This window comes from Acinetobacter parvus DSM 16617 = CIP 108168 (genome assembly GCF_000368025.1).
Lineage (GTDB): Bacteria > Pseudomonadota > Gammaproteobacteria > Pseudomonadales > Moraxellaceae > Acinetobacter > Acinetobacter parvus.
Genome location: NZ_KB849211.1, coordinates 508,291 through 527,143, shown reverse-complemented (window position 1 = coordinate 527,143; position 18,853 = coordinate 508,291). Strand labels below are relative to the sequence as shown.

At 39.2% G+C, this 18,853-nt stretch carries 11 protein-coding genes, 2 pseudogenes and 1 CRISPR repeat array; of the genes and pseudogenes, 11 read left to right on the top strand and 2 right to left on the bottom strand.

Annotated elements, in window-relative coordinates:
- Nucleotides 1–50: 50 nt before the first annotated feature.
- The 3 genes and pseudogenes from F988_RS15380 to F988_RS04525 all read left to right on the top strand — a co-directional run bounded on the left by F988_RS15380 (nucleotide 51) and on the right by F988_RS04525 (nucleotide 3,289).
- On the top strand, nucleotides 51–197 hold the full coding sequence (locus tag F988_RS15380) for a PhzF family phenazine biosynthesis protein (RefSeq protein WP_004681377.1): 147 nt from the start codon (nucleotides 51–53) through the stop codon (nucleotides 195–197).
- Nucleotides 173–376 (top strand): annotated as a pseudogene (locus F988_RS15375) (PhzF family phenazine biosynthesis protein); the annotation flags it as partial. The gene F988_RS15380 and the pseudogene F988_RS15375, both read left to right, overlap by 25 nt.
- Nucleotides 377–520: 144 nt before the next feature.
- On the top strand, nucleotides 521–3,289 hold the full coding sequence (locus F988_RS04525; RefSeq protein WP_004681375.1) for a M16 family metallopeptidase: 2,769 nt from the start codon (nucleotides 521–523) through the stop codon (nucleotides 3,287–3,289).
- Nucleotides 3,290–3,345: 56 nt separating this feature from the next.
- Here F988_RS04525 and F988_RS04520 read toward each other — a convergent pair whose 3' ends face one another.
- Complete coding sequence (locus F988_RS04520) at nucleotides 3,346–3,735, bottom strand: DUF3144 domain-containing protein (protein WP_004681374.1); 390 nt, start codon at nucleotides 3,733–3,735, stop codon at nucleotides 3,346–3,348.
- A gap of 106 nt (nucleotides 3,736–3,841) precedes the next feature.
- Between F988_RS04520 and F988_RS04515 the strand changes: the two genes are divergently transcribed.
- Nucleotides 3,842–4,474: a hypothetical protein gene (locus tag F988_RS04515; protein WP_004681373.1), complete on the top strand. Its 633-nt coding sequence runs from the start codon at nucleotides 3,842–3,844 to the stop codon at nucleotides 4,472–4,474.
- 297 nt (nucleotides 4,475–4,771) lie between these two features.
- Here F988_RS04515 and F988_RS04510 read toward each other — a convergent pair whose 3' ends face one another.
- The gene (locus F988_RS04510; protein WP_004681372.1) at nucleotides 4,772–6,220 is read right to left on the bottom strand and encodes a CYTH and CHAD domain-containing protein; all 1,449 of its coding nucleotides are present in this window, start codon (nucleotides 6,218–6,220) and stop codon (nucleotides 4,772–4,774) included.
- A 584-nt stretch (nucleotides 6,221–6,804) separates the two neighbouring features.
- On the opposite strand from F988_RS04510, the pseudogene F988_RS04505 reads away from it, so the two are divergent.
- The 7 genes and pseudogenes from F988_RS04505 to cas6f form a co-directional block, all read left to right on the top strand.
- A pseudogene (locus F988_RS04505) lies at nucleotides 6,805–7,095 on the top strand (Mpo1-like protein); the annotation flags it as partial.
- Nucleotides 7,096–7,203: 108 nt separating this feature from the next.
- Nucleotides 7,204–8,169, top strand: coding sequence for a type I-F CRISPR-associated endonuclease Cas1f (cas1f, locus tag F988_RS04500; protein WP_004681369.1), 966 nt, complete (start codon nucleotides 7,204–7,206; stop codon nucleotides 8,167–8,169).
- On the top strand, nucleotides 8,166–11,546 hold the full coding sequence (cas3f, locus tag F988_RS04495) for a type I-F CRISPR-associated helicase Cas3f (RefSeq protein ID WP_004681367.1): 3,381 nt from the start codon (nucleotides 8,166–8,168) through the stop codon (nucleotides 11,544–11,546). The genes cas1f and cas3f overlap by 4 nt, the downstream gene beginning before the upstream one ends.
- A 15-nt stretch (nucleotides 11,547–11,561) precedes the next feature.
- Nucleotides 11,562–12,812, top strand: a complete 1,251-nt coding sequence (gene csy1 / locus F988_RS04490) for a type I-F CRISPR-associated protein Csy1 (protein ID WP_004681365.1) — start codon at nucleotides 11,562–11,564, stop codon at nucleotides 12,810–12,812.
- Nucleotides 12,812–13,696 carry a type I-F CRISPR-associated protein Csy2 gene (gene csy2 / locus F988_RS04485; protein ID WP_004681363.1) on the top strand — a complete coding sequence of 295 codons (885 nt, stop codon included), beginning with the start codon at nucleotides 12,812–12,814 and terminating at the stop codon, nucleotides 13,694–13,696. The genes csy1 and csy2 overlap by 1 nt, the downstream gene beginning before the upstream one ends.
- Before the next feature lie 27 nt (nucleotides 13,697–13,723).
- On the top strand, nucleotides 13,724–14,737 hold the full coding sequence (gene csy3 / locus F988_RS04480; protein WP_004681362.1) for a type I-F CRISPR-associated protein Csy3: 1,014 nt from the start codon (nucleotides 13,724–13,726) through the stop codon (nucleotides 14,735–14,737).
- Between the two features lie 2 nt (nucleotides 14,738–14,739).
- On the top strand, nucleotides 14,740–15,333 hold the full coding sequence (gene cas6f, locus F988_RS04475) for a type I-F CRISPR-associated endoribonuclease Cas6/Csy4 (protein ID WP_004681361.1): 594 nt from the start codon (nucleotides 14,740–14,742) through the stop codon (nucleotides 15,331–15,333).
- Between the two features lie 132 nt (nucleotides 15,334–15,465).
- Nucleotides 15,466–18,853: direct repeats of the CRISPR family, unit length 28 nt; unit sequence GTTCATGGCGACATACGCCATTTAGAAA.

Genomic DNA, 18,853 nt, shown 5'->3' with positions numbered 1-18,853 from the left:
TTATCCACCATGTGTTCAAAATAAATTAAAAATCTTGAGAGTGTTGTGCAATGAAAATGTATCAGGTAGATGCCTTTACCAAACAACTATTTAAGGGCAATCCTGCGGCGGTGATTGTGACCGAGCAATGGCTGGATGACATCCTGATGCAGAATATTGCGCTGGAAAACAAGTTGGTATTGGCGAAGACCCTGTAACGGCTTCAATCCATACCGCAATTGCAGCGCTTTGGGCGGAAAAACTGGATAAAAAACGGCTGATCGCTTATCAGGCCTCCACTCGAGGTGGGATTCTGGAATGTGTTATTGAGTCTGAACAGCGTATTGAAATCTCAGGCTATGCGAAACTGTACATGCAGGCCGAACTGATGATCTAATTTGTAACTAAATCTCTATAAAAACAAAGAAAAAGGCTGTTTAAATCAGCAGCTTTTTTCAAAACATTACTATTAAAAATGCGAATCGTTCTCTACTATAGCTTATTGTTTTTATTTAATTCACCCAAAATACTTGGATAATCTATGTTAATGCGGTTTAAGCAGCTTACCCTTTCTCTTTGTTTAATCGGGTTAAGTGCAACTTCCTGGTCTCAGACAGTACTGGTCAAAACTGAAAAAAATATTGAAGAATATGAATTAGATAATGGTTTCAGAGTTATTCTTGCACCAAACGATAAAGAAAATAAGGTGTATGTCAACACAATCTACCTGACAGGTTCACTGAATGATCCAAAAGGCAAGGGTGGTCTGGCTCATTTACTGGAACATCTGGCCTTTAAAGGCACACAAAATGTCAAGGGAGAGGAGTTTCAGCGCCGTTTAGATCAATATACCCTGATGACCAATGCCAGTACTGACTATTACTCTACCAAGTATCTGAATATTGTCCGTCCAGAAAAAACCGCCTTAAATGAAATTCTGTACCTCGAATCTGAGCGTATGGACAAGCTGGTGTTGCAGGAGAAATTTGTACCGTCTGAAATCGAGATTGTAAAACGTGAACGTGAAATCCGTATGGATCAGCCTTTTGCGGTTTTGATGGATCAGATGTTTAAAGCAGCATACGGTAATCAATATTTGGGACGGTTGCCAATTGGGGATTTGCCCGAGTTAAAGTCCATCAACATGAACGAACTCAATCAGTTCTATAAAACATGGTATGCACCAAATAATGCGATTATGGTTATTTCGGGTAAATTTGATAAAACTGAGGTGCTGAATAAAATTGATCAATATTTTAGCCCTATTCCAGCACGGGTTGTGCCTGCCCCTGTAAAAGTTCCTGTACTGGATTCCAGAAAAATTCAGCCACGACAATTTACCGTGCAAAAGGGCAGTGACTTGGCCAAGTTCCATGTCTATATGAATGGGCAGAATGCACAGCTACAGTCTGCCTTGTCGATAGCACCAGCACTCTATACCATGCAGCCAAGTGGAACCCTGTATAAGAGTATGGTGGAAACAGGTATTAGCACCGCTGTACAGTCGACAACATGGCTGGATCAGGATTTTAATCTGGTATTTATGGGAGCGATTTATGCACCGAATCATGATGCCAAAAAAGTCGATCAAGCCTTAACGACAGGCGTGGAAAATAGCCAGCCATTTACCGATGCAGAGTTACAACGGGTCAAGAACATGACCAAAAATGCCGCTGATACCATTGCTAAAGATGCTGTAGCTTTAGGTTCACGTCTGAGTGATTATGCTGTGGCTTCACATGGACAGTGGGACCAGTATTTTAAAGACCTACAGGCCATTCAAGACTTAAAGTTGAATGATGCCAACCAGATCTTGAAGCAGTTTTTGGTTTCATCACACCGTATTTCTGGAGATATTTTGCCAACGCCTGAAGACCAGAAAAAGGCCATGACGCAAAATACTCAGGAAAAACCTAAAACGCTGGACCAGAGCGCTGAGAAAGCTGAGCCATTAAAAGATGCCAGTGTGTATAAACAAGAAGTTAGCCAATTTGTCACCCAGTCTGCCCAGCAGTTGCAAAAGAATGAGCAAAAGATTCAACGGGGTGAATTGAAAAACGGTATTCGCTATGCATTGTTTCCAGCGTCAACTCGCGATGACAAAACCTATGCCACCATCAGTCTGGACTTTGGTGATGAAAAAACCTTATTTGGCAAGGGTGTGACTTTAGACCTGACTAGCTACCTGATGTTACGTGGTTCAGAAAAGCATAGCTTGCAGGAAATTACCGATAGGGCAATTGCGGCAAGTGGTGGAGCTTCTGTCATATCAAATGGTAATGGTTTGACCATTAACATCAATGCCAAAAAAGACCAGTTTGAAGATTTCCTCAACTTTATTATTGAGGTGGTTAAGCAACCTAAATTTGCCCAGTCCGAATTTGACTTGGCGAAAAACCAAAGCTTGTCGGTGTTGGATCGCCCGTATACCGAGCCTGCCACTGTCGCATCCATGACCTTGGCAAGATTGCTGGAAACCTACCAGCCAGGAGATATGCGTTATCACTTTGAGCCTGATCTGGTCAAGAAACAGTTAAATGATGTGACTCAAGCGCAAATTAGACAATTCTATAACCAATTCTTCGTGACCAACCATGCCCAAATTGCAGTAACAGGGGATTTTGATCCGAAAAAAATGCAGCAAACGCTGCAAAAAGCGTTTGGTTCATGGAAAACCAAACAGCCTTATCAAAAGATCACTTCACCTTATGTCGCTTTTAAAGCGCAGAAAGTACATGTCCTGTCAGAACAGCGTGAGTTTGGAAGTTACCAAAGTGTTCTTACCATGCCTGTCGGTGCTTACCATCCAGATGCGCCAGCATTGATTATTCTCAGTCATATTATGGGCAATTCACAGCTTTCCTCGCGTTTGGCGCAGGAGTTACGTGAAAAGAATGCGCTGGTCTATGGTTTTGGCAGTGATCTTGACTTGGACTCAGATACAGAAAGTGGCTCAATCAGTATTACAGCGAACTATACCGCTGGACGTTCTGATCAGGTATCCCAATCTGTGCATAAGGTTTTGACAGACTTGTTGAATAAAGGTGTGACTGAACAGGAACTGGAAGCAGCCAAAGCCGATATTATGAAAAAACGTGTCACTTCCTTGGAAGATGAACGCAAGATTCATGGCATGTTAACCGCACAGTTGGAACGCAATAAAACCCTGCTTGATCGTGAAAAGCGTGATCAAGAGATTGCCAAACTCAGTAAGGCTGATGTAGATGCCGTGATTAAGAAATATATCAAGCTAGATCAGTTTGTTGAGGTGATGGCTGATCAGTATGGTCAGGCTCAAGCCACGAAATAAATGATCAAAATAATAAAGCCACTAAATCGGTGGCTTTATTATTTACGGAGTGACCATTAATGGTCGTGATCATGTTTATGCGTATGAAAATCTTCATTTTTGCGAAAGCGTAAATAGTTTTCAAACTGTTCACAATATTCGTCAAAGTTGTCTTCAAGCATCATCTGGAACTGTTGCAGTAAATAAGACATCACTTGTTCTTTGGCATCACGCATTTCATTGCCATCTTTAAAATTATTGGCTGCTACCCATGTGTTAAAACGGGCTGTACCAAATAACATGGCTGCACTGACTTGTCCCCGTAATTCAGCGGGATCAGTTTTTTGCCCTTTTGGAGGGCGGCAAAATTCATTGGCCTGTTTGATAAACTCATCGGCACGCTCAAAAAATACCGCATTTAAAGCTTCTTCTTCCGTCACATCGGTAGCGTTAATTTTTTGAGACATGATCATTTCCAGCGACAAATTAAGACACACTATTATAGACAAAGCCTTGCTGAAACTAAACCTTTGCCTTAATCTAAAATAGCCTAAGCAAGTTGGAATAACCAAAATGTCAGATGCAATTGCGATCCAAAGCTTAAAAACCGATATTGCTTTACTACGCCAACACATCCATCCACCGCAACATTTACAGCATGTGGAGGGTTTGCCGATTTATTATGCGCTGAAACATGAAGTGGATGAATATTATCGACAATGGCAGCCTTTGATTGAGAGGGCACAACAGCTTTGCCAGCCTTTTATGGAAGATAAGGTAGTGGATGCGATTCATTTACCCAGTCATTTAAATTTGCCGTTATTTTTCTTTCATGTTGATCGTATCCGAATCAATAAAACCCGCGCTAAAGAATCTAAAACTTTTCGGGGTGTGGCGGCACTGGTGGAAAAATGTGGGCAGTTTGATACCGACCAGATTTTTGCTATGCAGGAATGGCTGGAAAGTGATGATACGGCTGCTTTGGTGGCACATCGGGAGTTTATTGATTTACGGACTTATGTGTTCCAGCATGGGCAAAGTGAATATACCCGAACCCGTTTTTATATGAATGGCATGATTCTAAGTGTTGAGCCGCATTTTGAATTGGTGGATGCACGGGATAAACCCCGTAAACAGCGTAATGATAGCTATAGTGATCCGATTGCGGATAATGGGACGTGGAAAATTTTTGGGAAATATCGGTAAATATTACTAAACTTTATATCTGAGTTCGATAAGAAATATGATCTGCTCATTAATAAATGAAATTGTATTTTCGTTCAGGTTGGCACTACCGCAAAAATTATGAGGAATCAAATGCTTCTTGTATAGGTAATGCCTTACTTTTGACTGGGCAAAAGTAACAAAACCCTTTTGTTGAGCTGATGGCACATCCTTGATACCACAGCCAAACAGGCGGCATCCATGCCGCCCATCACGATAGTAAATGCTGGTTTTACTTTGTTGTACTTGCTGCTTGGATTAGCCATATAAAAGAAAAAATTACGCCCAAAAAATATCTTTATGAGAAAGCACCTGTAGCTTTTTATTTGCTTTTTTTGTCACATGCGGCTGCTGTGCTTTGACCCAACCTAAAGCAAATAAAAATTCTGGCTTTTCAGAAACTTGTTGCTGGAAAATCTGCTCAGCCACGAACAGGTCATTATAAAAACCTAAATATTCCTGAATCGGTTGCAGTTTATCCAGAAACTGCTGTACCTGCTTTTTAGGATAAAGCCCAGCAGTAAAGTCAATGCAGTAACGCAGTTGCTTGACTCGCTTACGGGTACGATGTTGCTGCTCTATAGAAAGTTCAGGAAATTGGGAAGCATCTTTTAAAATCTTGTGATAGAGCTTGCTTAAGCTTTTAGCGACCTGTTTGAACAATTTGGCCTTTGCTTCATTTTCACTGTGAATAAAGCTAAGGAGAGATAAAAATAATTGTGTGGTCTGAGTATTGCTTAAACGTGTAGCAATTTCAGGATCGCTACTGGAGCTTAATGCAAAATCAAAATCACAGACTTCCTTGATCAATGGAATGACGGAATCCTGAATGGCATCATGATCGCGTGATTGTCCCAATGCCCTAAAAATATCGGCCAACTCACTTTCCCAAGCAGGATTGATGTGTTCTGACCAATTGGAAAAATGTTTTAATGCTGAACGTAAACGGCGTAAACCCACCCGTGCCTGATGAATATGATCTGCCTCAGCCACGCCACCAGCAATGGCAGCCGCATTGGGTAGAATATGGTTTAGACTATTTTCAATCACCAATTTCAGTGCCTGTTCAGCCGATAGATTCGGATCTAATTTAAGTGATTTTGCTTTGGCGGCAGGAGATGATTTTTTCTCCATAGCCAATAAATTGCCACGTTCTGCCTTGCTACGCACATCCAGCCAGAGTTGATATTTATCTACCCAGGTTTGAGCGAATTCAATTAAATCCTGAGCTGAACCTTGCTTGAGCTCAAACTCAACTTCACAGATTTTCGCCTGATCTTTGCCTGTACGAATTTCTCCATCATCCAGACAAACTTCAATCTGTGAATTGTTAAACTCAAATACGTGATAAGTACGCTGCACATTGGTTTGAAACTGCAATTGTAAATCGGCAGGTTCATTACCTAATATGTTACGTAACACATTTTGAACGGTTTGATTATGTTGATAATGTGATAAATCCAGTTCAGGTTCCTGTTCACATTTGCCTAATACAATATCTTCTTCAATGCGTTGTAAATGATTTTTACTGGCTGCCTTAAAGGTTTGTACCCAGCCATCTTCCTCCTGACGCAAGCGAATCGCCACATAATTTTTGGCAAGTAGACGATCAGGCGTATCGTAATATTTGGCCTGTAAATGAATTTTTTGTGCTTTGTGTTTATTTAAGGTCTGTAAAACACTTTTTTTCTTGGATTCAGGGAGTTGAAATTTAAGCTCGATTTCCATAACGTAATGGCTCCTGACCATTTAAAATAACCAATTGAAATGAGTATAACCTGTTGATCCCAAAAATGACTGTTAAAGTTTTTTGAAGCTTGGATATGTTGTGACACTATAATTTTATTTTGTTCAAGAAATGCAGTAACGTATGATGAGTTTTTGTACGATTAGGACGATCATAAAATGAATGCACCAGCAAATATCTCTCAGCCAGTGGAATTTTCATTGCCGATTAAAAATTATAATGAATTTTATCGCTTTTATCCGAATAGCCGTAAAACCTCGGGGTTTAGCCCGAGGATATAAGGCTGCAATCCGCTAGTCCCCCTTGTGGGGATTAGCTAGGATTGCTAAAAACATTTGAATCTAGTAATCCATGTGCTATGATAATTACGTTGTATATTTTTAGTCAGCAGACTGATACAACACGAAAAAAACAGTTTTCCCCATTGTAATCCGTGCACTCTTTGCAATCCGAAAGGTAGGACTACATTGGAATAAGAAGCAGAGAACTATAGTATCTGTTTCGTGGCAGGACATTGCCATCTAGCAGTAGGAATCCCCGTCCTTTAGGTCGGGGAGGATGTCAATTAACTGAACACCGCAATATCAATAGTCGCCGTTTACATGCGGTTGGTAGTTCTCTTGGTATTTATTTTTGGGCGAAAGCCATCCGCCAACGTAAGGCAAAATACTTGGCGTATGGCTTATTGTCTGGCTATGCCTGTGCGTGGGTGGGGCACTTCTTTCATGAACATAATAAGCCAGCAAGTTTTAAACAACCGCTTTATAGCTTTATCTCTGACTGGAGAATGTTGTCTGATATCGTACGTGGTCGCTTGAGTTTAATTGATCGTAAATTTGATAAAATTGATTCCTAATTTAAAAAATCCCTTAAACGACATTCGATGTCGTAAAGTCGCTTTAAGCGGCTTTTTTATTGTATTGATATCCGTTAGGCTTGGAAAAAATCAAGGTAAAATAGAAGTATGGAACAACTCAACCCATCAGACTTAAAAGCAATTCTTCATTCTAAACGGGCCAATCTGTACTACCTTGAACATTGTCGAGTGATGCAGAAAGATGGTCGAGTTTTATACCTGACCGAAGCCAAAAATGAAAACCAGTACTGGAATATCCCGATTGCCAATACCACTGTAATTTTACTCGGCACAGGAACATCCATCACCCAAGCTGCAATGCGAATGCTGTGTAGTGCAGGTGTGTTGGTTGGTTTTTGTGGCGGTGGAGGGACACCGCTATTTTCAGGCAGTGAAGTGGAATGGCTAACGCCACAAAGTGAATATCGCCCAACGGAGTACATGCAGGGGTGGATGAGTTTCTGGTTTGATGATGTCAAACGTTTAGAGGTGGCGAAAGCCTTTCAAATTGCTCGTATTGAATTTATCCGTAAAATCTGGGCAAAAGATAAAGATTTAAAAGATGAAGGTTTTTATCTGGATGATGCGGATATTAGCCAAGCTTTAATCGGTTTTGAAAATAAAATTCCACATCAAACCAAAGTTGGTGATTTGTTACTTGCCGAAGCCATGACTACGAAACAGCTTTATAAAATTGCAGCGACTCGTTGCAAACTCAGTTTTGAGCGTAATCCTGAACAAGGGGATTTAGCCAATGACTTTCTTAATCATGGCAATTATCTAGCTTATGGACTCAGCGCAACCACGCTTTGGGTGTTAGGTATTTCACATAGTTTTGCAGTGATGCATGGGAAAACCCGACGGGGTGCATTGGTGTTTGATGTGGCAGATTTGATTAAAGATGCGGTGGTGTTGCCGTGGGCTTTTATTTGTGCCAAAGAGGGGATGACTGAGCAGGAGTTCCGCCAACAGCTATTGCAAAAATTCACAGAATATCGTTGTCTGGATTGGATGTTTGAGCAGGTGAAATTGCAAGCTTGCAAAAACTTTACTACAGGGGCGAGTGAATTATGATTGTCACCTTTATTTCTCAATGCGAAAAGAAAGCAATCCCTCGAACTCGTCGCGTGTTAGATGCCTTTGCAGATCGGATTGGTGATAACACTTGGCAAACGGTGATTACGGAAGATGGGTTGTTAGCGGTTAAAAAGCTACTTAGAAAAACAGTCACAAAAAATACAGCGGTTTCTTGCCATTGGATACGTGGACGCCGTAGAAGTGAGTTGATGTGGATTGTGGGAAACCGAAATAAGTTTAATAGTGAAGGCATTGTGCCTGTAAATACCACCAAAAAAAGTTTAGCTCAAAATAAATGGGAAAATGACTGGCATTATTTGCCTTTAATTAAGGCACTTGTGGCGGTATCTGCTTTACTGCATGATTGGGGCAAAGCAACAGTTCTTTTCCAAGAAAAATTAAAACCTCAAAGTAATAATAGCAAGAAAGGCGATCCGTTACGGCATGAGTGGATTTCCTGTCTTTTGCTCAATGCGTTGGTGCAATCATCAGGTGATATTGATTCTGATGAAGCATGGCTGAATTTATTAATAGCGCAGAAATGGGATGAAGAATTATTAAAACAAACGATTATTAAAAATTCAGACCAATCTAAAGTCTTGGATCAATTACCACCTTTGGCGCAATTGGTGGCTTGGTTGATCGTCTCACACCATCGTTTACCTGCTTTAAAGGATGAACAACGACGTAGAGATTATGCTGATACAAAAAAAGAAACACTGACAAGTTTGTTTAAAAGTATAAAAGTAGACTGGGGCTATCAAAATAAATTTGATGAACAGGATTATCAGCAACGTCTTAAACTTTGTTTTGAATTTGAACAAGGTTTATTAAACCAATCTGTTGAGTGGACAAAACAAATCAAAAAATGGTCAGCTCGATTATTGCAAGAATCACATACAACCGAACAAATCTTTGCAGATGGGAGTTGGCGAGTCATTTTACATCATGCTCGATTATGTTTGATGTTGGGCGATCATTACTATTCATCTTGTGAAGCAGATAAAACATGGAAAACCCGCTTATCCTTGAGAGCAAATACTGATCCAAAAACCAAACAATTGAAGCAATTTTTAGATGAGCATCTGGTGCGAGTCAGTGATAATGCAATGCGAGTGGCGCAGTCATTGAGTCGTTTAGCCGATGAGATGGAACCTGCTTATGATGTTCAAAAATTAAAAAAGAAAAGTCCTCAAGGTTTTGAATGGCAAGATCAGGCAGTAAAAGGCATTCAGCAATTTATTCAAAAAAATGAAGCTGCTGAAAAACAGGGCTGGTTTATTGTCAATATGGCAAGCACAGGTAAAGGAAAAACGATTGCCAATGCCAAGATTATGCAAGCTTTATCTAAAGATGCGCAGTCATTACGTTATATTTTGGCATTGGGTTTAAGAACCTTAACATTACAAACAGGCGATTCTTATCGTCATGATATTGGTTTAAGTAATGATGAGCTTGCTGTTTTAATTGGTTCAAAAGCAGTTCAGGAACTCCATCATCACAATACAAAAAAACCTCAGCAGGATGAATCTCATCTGATAGAGGAAATTGGCTCGGAGTCATTGGAGGAATTGTTAGATAATGAGCTAGATTATGATGCCATGCCACAAGCTGATTTTATGAATGCATTATTTCCTCAAAATCAGGCTGAACGTAATAAAGCATTTTTATATAAACCTGTATTAGCATGTACCATTGACCATTTGATGGCTGCGACTGAAACTAAACGTGGCGGAAAATATATTTTACCGAGTTTAAGGCTTTCATCTTCTGATTTGGTGATTGATGAGGTTGACGATTTTAATGGTCAGGATTTAATTGCCATTGCTCGCCTTGTCCATTTAACAGGAATGTTGGGTCGCAAGGTAATGATTTCATCTGCAACCATTCCACCTGCATTGGCTGAGGGATTTTTTAATGCTTATCAACAAGGTTGGGTGTTGTACTGTGCGTTTAAGAAATTAAAGCAGACCAATACTGTTGCCATGTGGGTGGATGAGTTTAAAACTCAAATTCAAGCTATTGATCTGGACAATCAAAAAGAGGCAATCCAACATTATAAAAATGCCCATGATAAGTTTGTTGATTTGCGCTCAGATGCTTTGAGCAAACAAGTGATTAAACATAAAGCTTATATTGTGGATTGTGCTGATCTTGTGGCTGAAAAGGAAATACAACGCCTAGAACAAAGTTTACAAGCTCAATATTTTGAAAGAATTAAACAGAATATTGAACGTTTACATCACGATCATCACAGTATAGATGCGAAAACAGGGAAAAAAGTCTCTTTTGGTGTGGTACGTGTGGCGAATATTCCACCTTGTGTTGCTTTAACTCAATACCTGCTCAATGCTGAATGGTCACAGGAGATTGCACCTCGTGTCATGGCGTATCATAGTCGGCAAGTCTTAGTGTTGCGAAGTGAGCAGGAAAAACATTTAGATCATGTTTTAAAACGTAAGGAAAAACTAGGAGAACAAGCGGCTGCATTTTCAGATGAGGTGATTCGTCAGCATTTAGATGTGACAGATTACGATAATGTAATTTTTATTCTAGTTGCAACGCCAGTTGAAGAAGTGGGGCGAGATCATGATTTTGACTGGGCAGTTGTTGAACCATCATCTTATCGCTCAATTATTCAGTTGTCTGGACGAGTTTTACGTCATCGAAAATTGGAACAAGACATTCAAAAGCCAAATATTGCTTTAATGCAATATAATTTAAAAGGATTACGCAAAGCTAAAGTTGCCTTTGAAAAGCCTGGTTTTGAAATAAATAATGATAAGTTTAAATTACAGAACAAAAATTTAAATGAGTTATTAGATATTTCAGGAACTGAATTTAGTATTAATGCCAGTCCAAGAATTAAAGCCAATCAACCCTTACAGGCGATAAAGAAATTGGCGGATTTAGAGCATGCAGTCATGGCAGATGCCTTAACTTCATATAATAAGGTTGGGGCAAAACCATTGAATTCATGGCTAACTCAAAAATGGTTTTTAACCGCTCTGCCACAGCAATTTAATCCATTTAGACAAAGCTCTCCTAATATTCAGCTTTTTGCACTATGGAAAGATCGTAAGCTTGTATTTTGTGAAAAAGATGATTTGGGGCGGTATATTGATCGGAATGGCTTCTATAACATTCATCCTTTTCAATTGAATGAATTAGAACAACAGCGATTATGGTTAAATCGAAACTATTACGACATTTTGTGTCGTTTCGTACTTGATAAATGTGTTGAAAATGAGGATATTGAGGAAGAAGTAGAAAAGTTATCCAAGCGTTATGGGGAAATTATGTTGCCTGAATATGATGAAAATAAAAAACTCATGTATTCAGAACAATTTGGACTTGTAGTTTTAGATCAATAATAAAGAGGAGAGAACATGACGGAAAGCATTCAGAATTTCTTAAATGAACGTAAAGAACTTTGGTTAAAGGATCGTTTAAAAAAAGCAGAAAATGACAGTGTAATTTCAGAATTACAAGGTCAAGCGGATGATAAATTTAGTTTGAAAGAATGGTTGCCTGATGCCGCAAAGAGGGTTACACAGCTTTCTATGGTGAGTCATCCAAGTAAATTTAGTCATCCTAGTGCAAAAACATCAAGTGTGATTGCTCAAGCAAAACAGATTAATGATGGTTATTTACGCAGTGGAAATGTCAGCTATCCATTAGATGTGTTTGGTAATGCTGCTGCGATGGATGTTTTTAAATTTTTATCCTTACCACTCACTGAAAAACTGACAGTATTAGATGGTTTTGAACGGCAAGAAGAGAGTTTAAAAACATTACTTGTTGGCGCTGATTTAGACTTTGAGACATTAGGTACAGAATTTCTAAAAATAAAAGCGACAGATACTTCGGTAAAAACTGATCATTTAGTGAAGCAGGTTTATTTCCCGATTGAGCAGGCTGAATATCATTTATTGTCTGTTTTAACGCCATCAGGTTTAATCACTCGATTAAAACAATCAATTGATACAATACGTTTTTCTGAAGAAACTAAACAGGCTAAAGAGTTACGCAGGAAAAATGAGCATCATGAAATAGGTTATGCTGATATTTTTGATCTCACCATAACAGCTTATGGTGGAACACAGCCACAAAACGTCAGTGTTTTAAATAGTCAGAATGCAGGGCGAGCATATCTATTATCAAGCTGTCCACCTATGTTAGAAAAAAGAGCAATTCGTTTACCTAAAACAGACTTCTTTGCACAATGTTTATATCGAAAAAATTATCAGGAAAGTTTTATTCAGCTTCATAAATTTATGCAGCTTGATTTAAATAATGATGACATTCGTACAGCAATACGAAATATTATTCAGTTTGTCATTGATCAAATATTAGTACTGGCATCTAAGACTCGAGAATATTCTGTTGAGGGGTGGTCAAATCAGGACTATTACGCAAGTTTGCCAAAATTACAGCGTATTTGGTTGGATAAAATTTATCAAACAGAACGAGACGAAGATGATGATTGGCGTAATGACTTAAGCAAGGAAATTGCACGTTGGATATTGCGAAGCTATGAAAAAGTGATTAGTGATGCTTATAAATTAGGAACTGGCGAGATACTGGATGTTAAACAACGTGTAGAAAAATCATTACAACAAGCAAAGGAGTTTTTTTAATGCGCCAGTTTTTATTGATACCTCATTTAAAACTCCATAATGCCAATGCAATGAGTAGTCCATATACCATTGGCTTTCCTGCAATGACCGCTTGGCTAGGTGCAGTTCATGCTTTACAACGCAAGTTACAAAGCAAAGGCTGTGAGGTATCTTTGACTAAAGTCGGGGTGAGTTGTCATGAATTTAATTTGCAAACTTATAAAGGGCAAGGAGATTTCGTTCATTCAATTATTGGCACAGCCAATCCTTTGGACAAAGGTGGAAGTCGACCTGCTTTTATTGAAGAAGCACGTTGCCATTTGGAAGTCTCCTTATTAATTGAATGTCAAAATATAGACCCTGATGAGAAAGAACAGTTTTTAGAAGATGCTCAACAGCTTATTTGTAGTATGAAGTTCGCAAGTGGGGATGTTCTAGCTGTTAAAAAATGTCAAATACTACAATTTGATGAAGATGCAGATCAGGATCGGGAGTTAAAGCCGATTTTAAATAAACTGATGCTTGGACATGTATTGGTTGAACGCCGTGATCTAGTCATAGAAAGTATGAAACAAGGTAAAGATGCTTTGGATGCTGTTTTAGACTATTTAAAAGTTACACATAGTTCTAGCGTAGATGAAAATGGCAAAGTGATATGGACTTCCAAGCGTAACGCACAGGGTTGGTTAGTACCGATTGCAGTCGGTTTTCAGGGTATTTCAGAGTTAGGTATTGCTAAAAACCAACGTGATGCCGATACACCACACCGTTTTGCGGAAGCTGTTTTGACGCTGGGGGAATTTATAATGCCTTATCGTATTGAAAGTATTGATCAACTACTATGGCAATATCATGTTGATTTAGAAAATAATTTATATCTTTGCCAAAACTCAACAACAATCTGATTTAAAAACTGAAAAAAGGAAAAGCTCATGGCTAAAAATGAAAAAGCAGTTGCAAGTGTACTCGCATTTGAAAAGAAACTTGTTCCATCCGATGGATATTTTTATGGTACGAGTTGGGAAAATCGTAATGAGCAAACGCCATTAAAACTCATTCAGAAATCAGTACGAGGAACAATTTCAAACCGTTTAAAACCTGTGGTTGCAGGTGATCCAATGAAACTGAATGCAGAAGTTGAAAAAGCGAATTTACAAACTGTAGATGCTTGTGCATTAGGTGAAAATCAAGACACTTTAAAGGTTGGATTCACTCTAAAAGTATTGGGTGGGGTTGAAAACCCATCTGCTTGTAATAATGAAACGTTCTTAAAATCATATAATGATGTCGCTAAAAATTATATTGCGACGTATGGCTTTACTGAACTTGCAAAACGCTATGCACTGAATATCGCCAATGCTCGTTTTTTATGGCGCAACCGCGTAGGTGCTGAAAAAGTAGAAGTAGTTGTGACTGTGAATGATCAACCAACAGTGACATTTAATGCTTTGGAATATCCACTTCATAACTTCGATCAAGTAGACGAGAAAGTACAAGCCTTAGCGAATCAAATTGCAAGTGCCTTAAGAGGGGAAGTCCCATATTTACTGATTAAAGTTGAAGCTTATGCTTTGGTGGGTAAAGGTCAAGAAGTCTATCCAAGTGAAGAACTTGTATTAGATAAAGGTAAAGGTGAAAAAAGTAAAATCCTTTACCATGTAAATGATGTTGCAGCCATGCATTCACAAAAGTTAGGTAATGCTTTGCGTACCATAGATACTTGGTATCCTGAATTTGATGAGAAAAAAACAGCGATTGCGATTGAGCCATACGGTGCAGTGACCAATCTTGGCAAAGCGTATCGTACCCCGAAAGATAAAAAAGACTTTTTTACTTTATTTGATAAATATGCATTAGGCGAATCACTTGAGAATCCTGAGCAAGAGCATTACGTCATGGCTGTTTTGGTGCGTGGTGGTGTCTTTGGTCAAAGTAGCAAGGATTAACTATGCTCTATTATTTAGAAATTACTTTATTGGAGCAGGAGGAAATTCCTCTGCATCTAATTTGGTCAAAAGTATATACCCAATTACATATTGCTTTTGCTGAACAAGCCGATGAACAGGGCAAGATTGTTTATGGTATTTCTTTCCCTAAGTATCGTTTAATTCAGCAGAAAAAATTGGGTTATTTAGGCGATAAAATTCGTATTTTTGCGGATTCAGTCGAAACATTGGAACAACTAAACTTAAACCATTGGCTAGAAAGACTGCAAGATTATGTGCATGTCTTATCTGCTCGTGAAGTTCCAGAAGATAAGATCAATGGCTATGCAACTTACTTTAAAGCCAATCCAAAATTAACGATTGAACAGCGTATTTTGCATCAAGCAAAACGCCGTGGAATTTCAATTGAAGAGGCAAAGGAACACTTTGAAGCATTGGAACTGACGGAGACTTTTGAACCTTATATTAATATGAAAAGCCAAACCAACGATATGAACTTCCGTTTGATTATTGGGAAAAAACGTGTTGATGAAGCATGTATTGGAAAATTTGGAAGCTATGGATTAAGTCGTACATCTACAGTACCAGAGTTTTAACCCAATATTTTTTAGACTCTTTAACAGCTTAATAAAATCAATAAGTTACAACAAGCCATTTTTTGATTGGGTAAATTTATAAAATACATGATAAATGCTTGTTGTAACTTATATTTTTGCTTTATTATAACTGTTCATGGCGACATACGCCATTTAGAAAAAACACAGCAAACCCTCAAGCTACGGATATAAGTTCATGGCGACATACGCCATTTAGAAATTTAAGATCACCAGAAGTAATATATTTAGTTTGTTCATGGCGACATACGCCATTTAGAAAAGCAGCTCCACGAGCTAAGACTTTAGATACTTGTTCATGGCGACATACGCCATTTAGAAATCTTGAAGTTGTTGCTGCTCAAGTTATTTCAAGTTCATGGCGACATACGCCATTTAGAAATGCTCAACAATCTTGTATTGATCTTGCTATTGGTTCATGGCGACATACGCCATTTAGAAAATCCGCCAACATTGGCAGCATTGGCTGCACGCGTTCATGGCGACATACGCCATTTAGAAATTAGATGTATCGGCAGCTTTAGCTGGTCATGAGTTCATGGCGACATACGCCATTTAGAAATGCTAAGACTGAACCAGTCTACATCATGGCTCGTTCATGGCGACATACGCCATTTAGAAATAACTGTTAATACTTACCGTGCAGCCAATGCAGTTCATGGCGACATACGCCATTTAGAAAGTATGCCGTGAACTCAACCGCTTTCCGATTAAGTTCATGGCGACATACGCCATTTAGAAAAAACGCGCCACTTGTCGAAGCACGCGACTCGAGTTCATGGCGACATACGCCATTTAGAAAAAGCATCAACTACTTTGACAAATTGCGCTTAAGTTCATGGCGACATACGCCATTTAGAAAAAACGCGCCACTTGTCGAAGCACGCGACTCGAGTTCATGGCGACATACGCCATTTAGAAAAAGCATCAACTACTTTGACAAATTGCGCTTAAGTTCATGGCGACATACGCCATTTAGAAAATAACTGCAACTTACATAAAGTTTCGCACCATGTTCATGGCGACATACGCCATTTAGAAAAGCAAAATCTATCTCTGGCTCATATTTATACTGTTCATGGCGACATACGCCATTTAGAAACAGATCATACCAATCATAGGCTTAGTTATGCAGTTCATGGCGACATACGCCATTTAGAAAAAAGCTACCAAGTGACGCTGTTTATTCGCAATGTTCATGGCGACATACGCCATTTAGAAAATTGAGAGAAATTGCGGTGAGCATGGTGTACTGTTCATGGCGACATACGCCATTTAGAAATAATAGCTTGTGACGACAAATGCCCGCTATATGTTCATGGCGACATACGCCATTTAGAAACCAAAATAAAGTAAAAAATAATTGTAAATAATGTTCATGGCGACATACGCCATTTAGAAAAGTACGAAGATTACTGCAATCAAGACTACGAGGTTCATGGCGACATACGCCATTTAGAAAACCATGAAAAGCATAGAACAGTTTGTTGTTGGGTTCATGGCGACATACGCCATTTAGAAACAAGACTTACCACCACCACGGCCACCATGAAAGTTCATGGCGACATACGCCATTTAGAAAAAGCACGTATTGCGAATAAACAGCGTCACTTGGTTCATGGCGACATACGCCATTTAGAAAGTTCATCGGCAAATGGAAAATAATTATAAATAGTTCATGGCGACATACGCCATTTAGAAATTCGCAAAAAAGAGCGGGAAGCACGAAAACGCGTTCATGGCGACATACGCCATTTAGAAAACCTTGTTCGTCTTGATCTAAGCAACCATCAAGTTCATGGCGACATACGCCATTTAGAAATCACAAACAACAAAAAGCCCTGAACTATCTTGGTTCATGGCGACATACGCCATTTAGAAAAGTACAAGCGGTTTTGAGCTTTTGATCTATCTGTTCATGGCGACATACGCCATTTAGAAAACATGATCCAAACTTGCCTGTTTACACATCATGTTCATGGCGACATACGCCATTTAGAAACGACTTCAGGTGAAGTTGAGCATACAAATGACGTTCATGGCGACATACGCCATTTAGAAAGATATGTGTTTAGCTATATCCGCATTAAAACAGTTCATGGCGACATACGCCATTTAGAAAACATTGATGCTTGGTGGCAGGGTGAGCAGAAAGTTCATGGCGACATACGCCATTTAGAAAATCGTCATGCACACCTACTGCTTTTTGTAGTTGTTCATGGCGACATACGCCATTTAGAAATGGTGATGTGATTGATGCGGCTGTAGCTCAGTGTTCATGGCGACATACGCCATTTAGAAATGTGCGTGAGGATGGGCAATTGATTGGAAGTCGTTCATGGCGACATACGCCATTTAGAAATCTTGAAAAATAAATGTTCTGAATCTTTATCTGTTCATGGCGACATACGCCATTTAGAAATATAAAAAGGGTTGCAACTGCTGATCTGATTCGTTCATGGCGACATACGCCATTTAGAAAGCTTAGCGTAATTCAAACCACCAAGACAAATAGTTCATGGCGACATACGCCATTTAGAAATACAGTGGTTTGTAGCGTGCTCACCTGATTCGGTTCATGGCGACATACGCCATTTAGAAAGCAGCGTGTGAAGAAGGGAAGCCGTTGGTGGTGTTCATGGCGACATACGCCATTTAGAAATGTTTGACAATTTAATTCAAGCTGAACAGCTTGTTCATGGCGACATACGCCATTTAGAAAACCATAATTGATATTGTGGTGCTCTTGGAATAGTTCATGGCGACATACGCCATTTAGAAATTATTCCAAACAAGAAACTGATCTGCCGCACCGTTCATGGCGACATACGCCATTTAGAAATCAAATTGATTTTAGTGTTCTTAGTGCCAAAAGTTCATGGCGACATACGCCATTTAGAAAACTGAGCCTGACGTTCAATAAGGAGATAACCAGTTCATGGCGACATACGCCATTTAGAAAAGTATCAAGTTGAAATAGGTCATCAGTTGTATGTTCATGGCGACATACGCCATTTAGAAATTGCAAGTGGTTTTATAATTATTTTTCATTTGGTTCATGGCGACATACGCCATTTAGAAAAGCAACGTACATCGCATCAAACCTAAGTCTAGGTTCATGGCGACATACGCCATTTAGAAATCGATTTGGCGTGACAACCAAGTCGGGGAAAAGTTCATGGCGACATACGCCATTTAGAAATTTCTTTGCTGCTAGGTTCTGCAAAGCCGTGCGTTCATGGCGACATACGCCATTTAGAAATATGTTCGCAAAGCAGAGCGCAGATTTAAGAAGTTCATGGCGACATACGCCATTTAGAAATTCTGAGATAATTATTTCAATGTCTATTAATTGTTCATGGCGACATACGCCATTTAGAAATTGGGGCCATTTCGCGCGCTCAATGGAACCCCGTTCATGGCGACATACGCCATTTAGAAAAGGTTCTGTTGGTACAAAACATTGCATTGAATGTTCATGGCGACATACGCCATTTAGAAA